6 protein-coding genes are annotated in these 8967 nt (G+C 67.9%); 1 reads left to right on the forward strand and 5 read right to left on the reverse strand.

All coding sequences use genetic code 11. The features are described 5' to 3' along the window. Positions 1–4: 4 nt before the first annotated feature. The 3 genes from HR086_RS15785 to HR086_RS15795 all read right to left on the reverse strand — a co-directional run bounded on the left by HR086_RS15785 (position 5) and on the right by HR086_RS15795 (position 3387). Positions 5–520 carry a hypothetical protein gene (locus HR086_RS15785; protein ID WP_141644971.1) on the reverse strand — a complete coding sequence of 172 codons (516 nt, stop codon included), beginning with the start codon at positions 518–520 and terminating at the stop codon, positions 5–7. A gap of 177 nt (positions 521–697) precedes the next feature. Next, a complete protein-coding gene (gene folD, locus HR086_RS15790) occupies positions 698–1588 on the reverse strand; it encodes a bifunctional methylenetetrahydrofolate dehydrogenase/methenyltetrahydrofolate cyclohydrolase FolD (protein WP_141644972.1) in 891 nt (296 codons plus the stop codon). Positions 1589–1668: 80 nt separating this feature from the next. Further along, the gene (locus HR086_RS15795; RefSeq protein WP_174463604.1) at positions 1669–3387 is read right to left on the reverse strand and encodes a radical SAM protein; all 1719 of its coding nucleotides are present in this window, start codon (positions 3385–3387) and stop codon (positions 1669–1671) included. 437 nt (positions 3388–3824) lie between these two features. Between HR086_RS15795 and HR086_RS15800 the strand changes: the two genes are divergently transcribed. After that, complete coding sequence (locus HR086_RS15800) at positions 3825–4526, forward strand: hypothetical protein (RefSeq protein WP_174455646.1); 702 nt, start codon at positions 3825–3827, stop codon at positions 4524–4526. Between the two features lie 59 nt (positions 4527–4585). Here HR086_RS15800 and HR086_RS15805 read toward each other — a convergent pair whose 3' ends face one another. Together HR086_RS15805 and HR086_RS15810 are read right to left on the reverse strand one after the other, a co-directional pair. After that, the gene (locus HR086_RS15805; RefSeq protein WP_174466028.1) at positions 4586–5740 is read right to left on the reverse strand and encodes an alkaline phosphatase PhoX; all 1155 of its coding nucleotides are present in this window, start codon (positions 5738–5740) and stop codon (positions 4586–4588) included. Between the two features lie 225 nt (positions 5741–5965). Next, on the reverse strand, positions 5966–8967 hold a 3002-nt coding region (locus HR086_RS15810), incomplete at its 5' end, for a S8 family serine peptidase (protein ID WP_174466029.1).

The raw sequence follows: 8967 nt of genomic DNA on the forward strand, positions 1-8967 counted from the left end.
CGCGTCAGAAATGTCCCCCGAGTCCGAGCACCGCCCGGTCATTGACGACGCCCAGCGAAGGCGTGAGCTTCATGGGGAGGCTGAGCCGGGTGCGGGTGGCGGCGGCTTCGTCGTCCTCCCAGTCCCAGTCGGACCCGGTGACGAGTCTGAGATAGCCCGCTCCGAGTGACAGCCCCAACATGATGCCCGTCAGCAAGCTGGTCCCACAGCCCTCACCGCCCGCGTCGTGTGCGGCGCAGACCGCGATGCCGGCGGCGAGCCCCGCGCCGGTGAGAATCAAGGGCACCAGCCAGACATGCGTGGGAATCACATCGCTGCTCGATGTGTGTCCATCGACGGAGAGGGCGCGCAGGCGGTTGCCCTCCGCCATGAGGCGCTGCCCGAAGAAGGGCCGGGACTCCGTCACTCGGGTGGAGCGTCCACGGGAGGAGAAGTCGAAGGCGCGGGGTGCGGCGAGGACGGTGCCAGGAGTGACAAGCCAGAGGCACAGCCCGACAGCGGCGAGGACAGGGTTCTTCATGGGGGAGTTTCACGAGGAGGCACAGGCCGGCCCGGCGTGCCAGGGAGCGAGCTTTTGTGCGCTTCCCGACGAAATGCGCGGGCGGATATTCACCCGGAGACCGGGTTTCTTCCGTGGCCTCCGAGGACGTGGCGCGCCCCCGTGTCTCCTGCTGGCTCCCGGTCGCGGACTCCCGCCCTACGACGGCTGGCTTCGCGTCACGCGGGCCCGCGCGGCCTGGAGGGTGTTCGCGAGCAGCATGGTGATGGTCATCGGGCCGACGCCCCCCGGCACGGGGGTGATGGCCTCGGCGACCTGGCTGACGGCGTCGAAGTCCACGTCGCCGACCATCTTGAAGCCTCGCGCCGAGCTGGCATCGGGGACGCGGTTCTGCCCCACGTCGATGACCACCACGCCGGGCTTCACCATGTCCGCGGTGATGAGGTTCTGCTTGCCCACCGCGACGATGAGGATGTCGGCCTGCCGGGTGAACGCGGCGAGGTCGGGGGTGTGCCGGTGGGTGATGGTGACGGTGGCGTCCGGGCCGGGGGCCATCAGGAGCGAGGCCAGCGGCTTGCTGACGATGAGGCTGCGTCCCACGATGACCACGTGCTTGCCCCGGGTCGGGATGTTCTCGCGACGCAGCATCTCCAGGATGCCCGCGGGGGTGCAGGGGATGAAGGCGCGCGGGTCGCCCACGAACGCCAGTCCGGCGTTCTGGGGATGGAAGCCATCCACGTCCTTGTCCGGGTGGATGTGCTCCAGGACGGCCTTGTAGGGGAGGTGCGCGGGGAGGGGGAGCTGGACGAGGATGCCGTGGACCGTCGCGTCCGAGTTCAGCCGGTCGATGACCGCGAACAGCTCTTCCTTGGACACGTCCTCGGGCAGGTTCAGCGTCTGGCCCTTCATCCCGAGCGTCTCACAGGCGCGCGTCTTGCTCGCGACATAGGCCTGGCTCGCGGGGTTGTTGCCCACCAGCACCACGGAGAGGCCAGGGGTGACTCCCGCGGCTTGGAGCTCCGCGACTTGCTGGGCCATCTCGGCCCGCATCACCCGGCTGATCTCGGTTCCATCGATGTTCCGCGCCATGGGTGGCTCCATACGCCAGATTCCTGGCGTCGACGCGCCCTTTCTGGGGCGTGGGCGGCTCGGATGTTGACCCGTCGCGGCTACGCCGGCTGGAGGAAGCGGCCGTCCACCAGGTGGTCAATCACTTCGCGCGCGGAGTGCGGGTCCAGCCGCGCCTTCGTCCCCAGTTGTGTCACGGCGCTGGAGACCGTCGCGGGCTGCTCGAAGGCGGCCAGGGCGGCGAGCAGGATGGCCCCGTCCTGTCCCTGGACGAGTGTCGGGTCGGAGAACTTGCGAGGGCTCACCGTCGGCGCGCACGTCAGGGTGATGCCGTCGACCGAGCGGAGGACCGTCACGGGCTCCTGGGCCACCTTGGCGGGAGCACGGTGGTGTCCCAGCCAGTCCCCCAGCGTGAATCGCTGAGTCGAAGGCGAGGTGTTCAGCAGCCGCGTCCGTCCATTGACGGCGACGCTGCGCCGCGTGTCGCGGTGCTTCCAGGCGAGCGCGTCCACCTGGTCGGAGTTGCGCTGCACGGCGGCCTCCAGCTCCGCGTCCCGGAAGCGAATCATCGGCACCGACACGTCGCCGGGCTCGCGCTGCTCGAAGTAGTCGAGGAACTCCGTGAACGTCTTCGCTTCGGTCACCATGTCGAAGCGCGCGGGATGTTCGGTGACCAGGGCGCCGGGCTGCGCCTCGAGCCGTTGATAGCCCACCACGCAGTCGAGGCTGATGACGCGCTCCACCAGTCGCAGCTCCTCCGCCAGCGCGGCCTTGCTGGTGAAGGGCAGGCCTCCGATGCCGGAGATCTCCATGTCCAGGTTCGGATGGCGGTGACAGGCGTCGATGACGTCGAGCAGCTCCCGGTCCTTCGCGCACGGCTTGAGCAGGCCCTTGCCCATCTGCTCCAGGCGCTGTTGTTCGGAGAAGCAGCCGATGTCGATGACCATGTAGACGCGCTTGAAGGTCCGGGCCAGCTCGGCGACGAGCTCCAGGCGAGGCACGCCCCACAGGAAGTACGTGCAGCAGTGCTTGGAGAGGTCCACGCCCGCCCAGGTGCTCCCCAGGAACTCCGCGGTGCTGCCCGCGAAGTCGTAGCGCATCTGCCACGTCTGGGGGGCGATCTCCTGGTGGTCCCGACGCACGCTCTGCTCGGAGCGCAGGAACGGCTTCGCGCGCCCGAAGGCCGCCTTCTGGTTGCCTCGGGCCCCGCCGCAGTAGAGGCAGTTCTCTCCGCAGCCCTTGCCCGGCGCGACCCAACCGGAGAACGAGTTGCGGTCCAGCTGGCTCAGGAAGAGCTCGTTGAAGTGCGAGTAGTAGATGTCCTCGGTGTTGGTGGCCCCCTGGATGTACGACAGGGGCAGCCTGCGAGACGTTCCCGAGGGGGAGCGCGTCACGCAGTTGGGCGGGGAGGGGTCGCCCTGGCAGATGGCCAGCAGCGGCACCTCGCCATCGCCCAGGACGACATGGTCGATGAAGTCGAACGCGTGCAGCTCCCTCCACCAGTACGACGCGGAGTTGCCGCCCACGACGATGCGAATCCCGGGGTCGATCTTCCGGAGCGTCCGGGCGATGAGCAGCGCGCGGTCCACGTGGTGGAACCACTTGAGGCTGATGCCCACCAGTCGTGGGCGGACCCGGGCGACGAGGCGCTCGAACGAGGCCACCACCTCCGCGTCCGTCTCATCGCCGTCGTACAGCCGCACGAAGGCCTCGATGCCGCCGCGTCGCAGGTAGCTTGCCAGGTAGAGGATGCCGCACGTGGCTTCGCCGGTTCCGGCGCCCACGAGGAGAACTGGCGAGAGCTCACGACCACCACCCATGCGACAAGCACCGACCTTTCCGAGGAAGGGGCAGAGTAGACGATCCAGGCCGCCGTCGGCTCGGGAATGGTGGGCACCCGCCGAGCGGGCGTCCGAGCGTCGCGGGGGCCGCCCGTACGTGAAGGCCCGGCCCTACCTCCTCCCGGGAAGTCAGAAGGACGGTCTCTCGCGGCGGCCGGGGCTTGCGTGTGTCAGCTCCGTGTCGTCGACACCTTCTCGAGAGCCTGGGACGCACGCCGTCTGACGGACATGTCTTGGTTGTAGCGTCGGGTGCTACAGAGACAGTGTCTTTGTTGCTCATTCCCGACGCCGACGCCAGACTTGTAGCATGGCATGTCACAGGGTCTGGATGGCTCATCGTGAATGATTTGTATTCAGGCTTGTCTTTGGCGGCTCAATCACAGCAGAGTGCGGGTCTCACTTCACCAGGAGGCCGTATGTCCGTTGCATCCTCAGCGTTGCTCTCGCGCAGTGGTGTGTCTCGCGGTTGGCTGTTCGGGGCCGCCGTGGCCATGGCGCTCGTCGTAGCTACCCCCGGTCGCGCGGACGCCCAGTGTACGAGCTGGCCGACCAACACCACCGTCACCCCTGGCGCGGCGTACTCCGACACCATCAATGTCTCGGGGCTGGCCTACGGGACGTACATCATCACCGCGTCCTTCTCGGGGAGCGCGGGACTCATCAACATGGCGTTCAGCGCGGTGCCCGGCGTGAGCTGGAGCAATGGCACGAAGGGCTTCATCGGCTCCTCGACGACGATGTATATGAGCTTCATCATGGCCCCCGGGGCGCTCCCGGGCCGCTGGTCGACGGTCACCATGAATGTCGCCAACACCGCGGGCCAGACGGTCTGCTCGTCCAGCTTCGTGGTGTTCGTGGCCGGGGACGCGTGCCCGGGCGACGTCGTCTGGAACGGGACCACTGTCGACGCGACCTTCGATGGCGCCAACTGCTACGTGGCTTCGATGCCGGCGGGTGACGGCTCGCCCTTCATGCACGCCAACAACTATTACATGACGCGCGGCCCGAACAACGTGTGTGAGGCGGGCTGGTTCGACGGCGCCAACTGCTACCTCGGCACGCCTCCCAGTGGGAAGTCGGGCTTCTTCTGGGGCTCGGCGTTCTACTACTCGCCCTGACGAACCCCGTCGTGACGGCCCCGCGCGGCGAGGAATGACCGCGCCGCGCGGGTGTGTCTTCAGCGGAAGGGCCCACGCACCTCGAAGGTGACGCCCTGGCCGTTCGTGCCGCGCTGCGAGCTGAAGTACAGCCGGTGCCCATCCGGACTGAACGCGGGACCGGTGAGCTCCGAGCCTCCATGGCCTTCGAGTTGGAGAAAGGGCGAGACCACGCGCTCCGGCTGAGGGGTGATGAGGCAGAGCTGGAGGTCATCCCCGTCCTCGGCCACGTAGAGGTCCCCCGAGCGAGACACGGTGACGTTGTCCACGCCGTGCAGGGGTGAATCCGGGAAGAGGTTGTCGTCGTAGAGGATCTCCACCTGTCCGGTGGAAGGCGTGTGGGCCCAGACGCGGTTGTCGCCCTTGGTGGTGAAGTAGACGGTGCCGCTGTCGTACCAGCAGCCCTCGCCGCCATCGAACGCGGTGGTCCAGAACCGCGCGGTCTGGAGCCACGCGGGGCTCGACGCGGAGACCTTCGTCCAGCTGAAGGACGCCGTTCCTTCCAGCGCGTTGCCGGACAACCGCGCGGCCTCGAGCGTGCCCGCCGCGAGCGACGGCCACTGGGACGGCGTGAAGCGGTAGAAGCGCCCATGGGGGCGGTCCTCCGTCAGGTACAGCCGGCGTCCCACGGGGTCCACCGCCACGGCTTCATGCGCGAAGGTGCCCAGCGCGGCGCGACGTTGACCCTGCGAGGGATTCAGCGGGTCGCATTCCCACACGTGTCCGCCATCCCATTCCTCACAGGACAGCCACGTGCTCCAGGGCGTTGGTCCTCCCGCGCAGTTGGCGATCGTCCCACCGAGGATGCGGTACGCACCCACCACGCCACCGCCGCCGTCGAAGCGGAGCGCGGAGGCACCGCCGAGCAGGGGCAATTCGCTGTTGGAGGTGTAGACCCAGCCCCCGTCACCGGTGGGAAAGCAGGTGCCACCATCGGGGCTGCCATGCCAGGTGTAGTCCGTGCCAGGGACGACCTCGTTCGTTTGGGCGACGATGCGAGAGGTGAAGCCCGCGGGAAGTCGCAGGCCCTGTGCATCCGGTGTCCCGGAGAGGGCGCCATAGGGGCCAGGGCCGGGCCGCGAGAGGGCCGCATAGGCCGCACGCCAGAAGCCGGGCCCGAGGACGAGCAGTCCGCTGCTCATCGCGGTGAGTCGAAGGAAGTTCCTGCGCTGCATGGGCCTGCTCCATTCGTGGACAGGCCCAGGAGACTGGTGCGTGCGAGGCACGGCGCCCATCGCGCCCCGAGGGCGTGGTCCTGTCCACCTCACGACGCCCAGCTCCGACCGCGTGGCTCGGGAGAACTCCCGTGAGCGGAGTGTCTCTCGCGCCGCGCCGCGCGCGTCCCTGTATGAAAGGGCGCGCGCGGCGGGGTTCTTCGGGCTTCGCTTGAACGCTCGGGGCTACATCTCCACCGGCGGCGTGCAGTTGACGTCCTGGCAGACATCACCGGGCGGGCAGTAGCAGCGGTCCGCCACGAGGATGTTCACCAGGGCCGAGGACTCACCCATGTGACTGAAGGTCCCCGGTGCGGTCTGCATGCGCATCCGCCACTGGAAGGCGTGAGGGCCCTGGGTCGTGGTGGGCGCGGTGGCCGTGAAGCTGAAGGTCCGCTCGTCGCCGGGTTTGACGCGGTCCCCCGGCTCCAGGGTGACGGACACGTGCCCCCAGTTGTTGCCCTGGAGATTGGGGAGCGGGGCCAGGTGGACGATGGCGCTGTCACCCCAGGTCGTGTCGCCCGAGTTCTTCATCGTGACGGTGACGGGGAAGCTCTGCCCAGGCTCCACGCGAGCGGGGACCGTCTGCCCGACGAACGTCGCGTCGGTGCGAGGAATGACCTGGATGAAGGTCAGCGGCGAGGCCTGCCCGAAACCTCCGGACTGGGTCTGCCACATCTGCCACCGCAGCGCGTAGGAGCGGACCTGCGTGGGCGCGTTGACGGTGACGTGGAACGTCTTCTCCGCGCCGGGCGCCACCTCTTCGCCGGGGGCCAGGGCTCCGTTGGAGTTGCTCCATTCAGGGAACAGGTTGCGGAGGGAGAAGCCGGTGTCGGCGCGCCAGGGCAGGGTGCCCGTGTTGCGCAACGTGACGTCGTAGACGAAGGAAGTGCCCGCCATCACGGTGGTGGGGCCGGACTGGCTGACGACGACCGCGTCCCGCGGCGGCAGCGTGACGTTGATGGTGATGGGTTCGGTGAATGCGCCGAAGTAGACCGGGGTGTCGAACCCATCCTGAACCATCCGCCAGTACATCGTGTAGGGACCGGGCGTGGTGGGCGCGGTGAGCATCGTGGAGAAGGTCAGCTCCTGACCGCGAGCCGCCGAGTCCGTCGGGTTGAGGTAGATGCGCTGGTGTCCCCACACGCTGCTCGTCGCCGGCTGGGAGCCCAGCCGATAGAACGTGGCCATGGTCCAGGTGTCGCTGCCCGTGTTCTTCATCGTGAAGGTGGCGTGGAAGGTGCTCCCCGCCACCACTGTGGTGGGCACGGACTGACGGACGAAGGCCGAGTCCCGGAACGGCACCGTGACGTTGATTTGAGTCAAGAACGAGGGCGCACCGAACAGGCCATGTCCCTCCTTCATCATCCGCCACTGGAAGGGATAGGTGCCCAACTCGTACGGCGTCCTGATGGCGAACAGGAAGGTCTTGGTCTCGAAGCGCCTGATGACCTCACCGGGCTCCAACTGGACGCGGTCCAGTCCCCAGAACGACGTGTTGTTGACGGGCTCGACGGCCTGGAGCCTGAATCCTGTCGCGGCGGTCCAGGGTTCGGTCCCCGTGTTCTGCATCATCACGGTGATGTTGTAGATGCGGTCAGCCTGCATGGTGGAGTCGACCCGCTGGAACACAATCCTCGCGTCCAGGGCGGGCGTGGCGCAGCGGAAGCTGACATCTCGTGAGAGGGTGGTTGCCTCACTGTCGCTGACGGTGAATCTCACCGTCGCGTCAGTGCCCGGCGTGCACGTGCCCGCCACCGAGATGGAGGTGGAGTTCTCGATGGTGAGGTTGGCGATGCTGGACCAGGACTGGGTGTAGGGCGTGACTCCTCCAAAGGGCCAGGGGACGGTGCAGGAGAAGGTGCTCGTGTTCGTCGCCGTGCCGGGAATCGACTCACACGTGGGGGAGGGAATCAGGAGGGGCGTGATGACCGCCTTGGAGGCATCCAGCATGCCGGCGCCGCACGTGTTCGCCGGGCATCCGGGGACGGCATTCACGGACTGGAGGAGCCGCTGGGTCACCTGGGCGACGGTCCAGTGGGGGCGCTGGGTCATGATGAGCGCGGCGACCCCCGCGACGTGGGGCGCGGCGAAGGACGTGCCGGAGATGTAGCGGTGGCAGAAGTCCGCCCCGAACACCGTGGGGCCGGGCTTGGACACGGCCCAGGCCGTCACGCTTCCACCCAGCCCATTATAGGGCCCCATCGGAGTGGGGTCGTCGCAGAGCAGCCCATTGCCGTAGACATCCGGGCCTCCGCCGGGCGCGGTGATGGTCACTCGGGGACCCCTGTTGCTGTAGGGGGCCAGGTGCCCGTTCGGCATGGTCGCGGCCACGGTGATGACCCCCTGACAGGACGCGGGTATCACCACGCTGGGGTCGCGATTGTCATTGCCCGCCGCGGCGACCACCACCACTCCGGCCTGGATGGCATTGGTGACGGCTTGCTGCAACAACGGAAAGTCGACGCAGCGCTCTTCAGTGGGCTCCAGGGTTCCGAAGCTCATGTTGATGACCTTGGCCCCGTTCAGGACGGCCCAGTTGATGGCCTTGGTCACGTTGCTCATGATGGGGCGGTCGGCGGTCGAGGAGATCTTCACGGGCATGAGAGGGCAATCCCTGCAGACTCCCGCGACGCCGTAGTTGTCCCACTTCGCGCCCAGGATTCCGGCCACCGCCAGGCCGTGGTGCCATCGGCCGTCGGAGGTCGGGTCCGGGTCGGAGACATTCGGCTGCTCGTAGCCGAAGTCGTGGCCTTGCCCCCAGCGATCATCGAGGTCCGGGTGCGCGAGCCGCCCGGAGTCCAGGACGGCGATCTTCACGTTGCCGGTGACGGTCTGCCAGGCCTCTGGCAGGTGGATGGCGGGGTAGTGCCATTGCAGGCCGTAGTACGGGTCAACGGGCTCGGACAGGTAGTCCATGTAGGGGTCCACGTGCGCGTATTCCACGTCGGAGCGCAGGCGGAGCTCCTCCACGGCGGCCGTGGTGAGGGACTCCTGCTCGGCCACGGACTTGTTCGTCAGCGCTTCGTTGGACGCGAGCGTCCAGAGCTCCGTGCCCCCGGAAAGGACGTCCGCCTGCTGGAACGTCAGGCCATGGAGCGTCATGGGCGCGCTGACGGAAGAGGCCTTGCCCTGCGGGGCTGGCCGGAACTTCACGAGGACGCGGCCCGGGACGAAGCGGGGGCGGG

It is taken from the genome of Myxococcus sp. CA039A (assembly GCF_013336645.1).
In the GTDB taxonomy this organism is placed as follows: Bacteria; Myxococcota; Myxococcia; order Myxococcales; family Myxococcaceae; genus Myxococcus; species Myxococcus llanfairpwllgwyngyllgogerychwyrndrobwllllantysiliogogogochensis.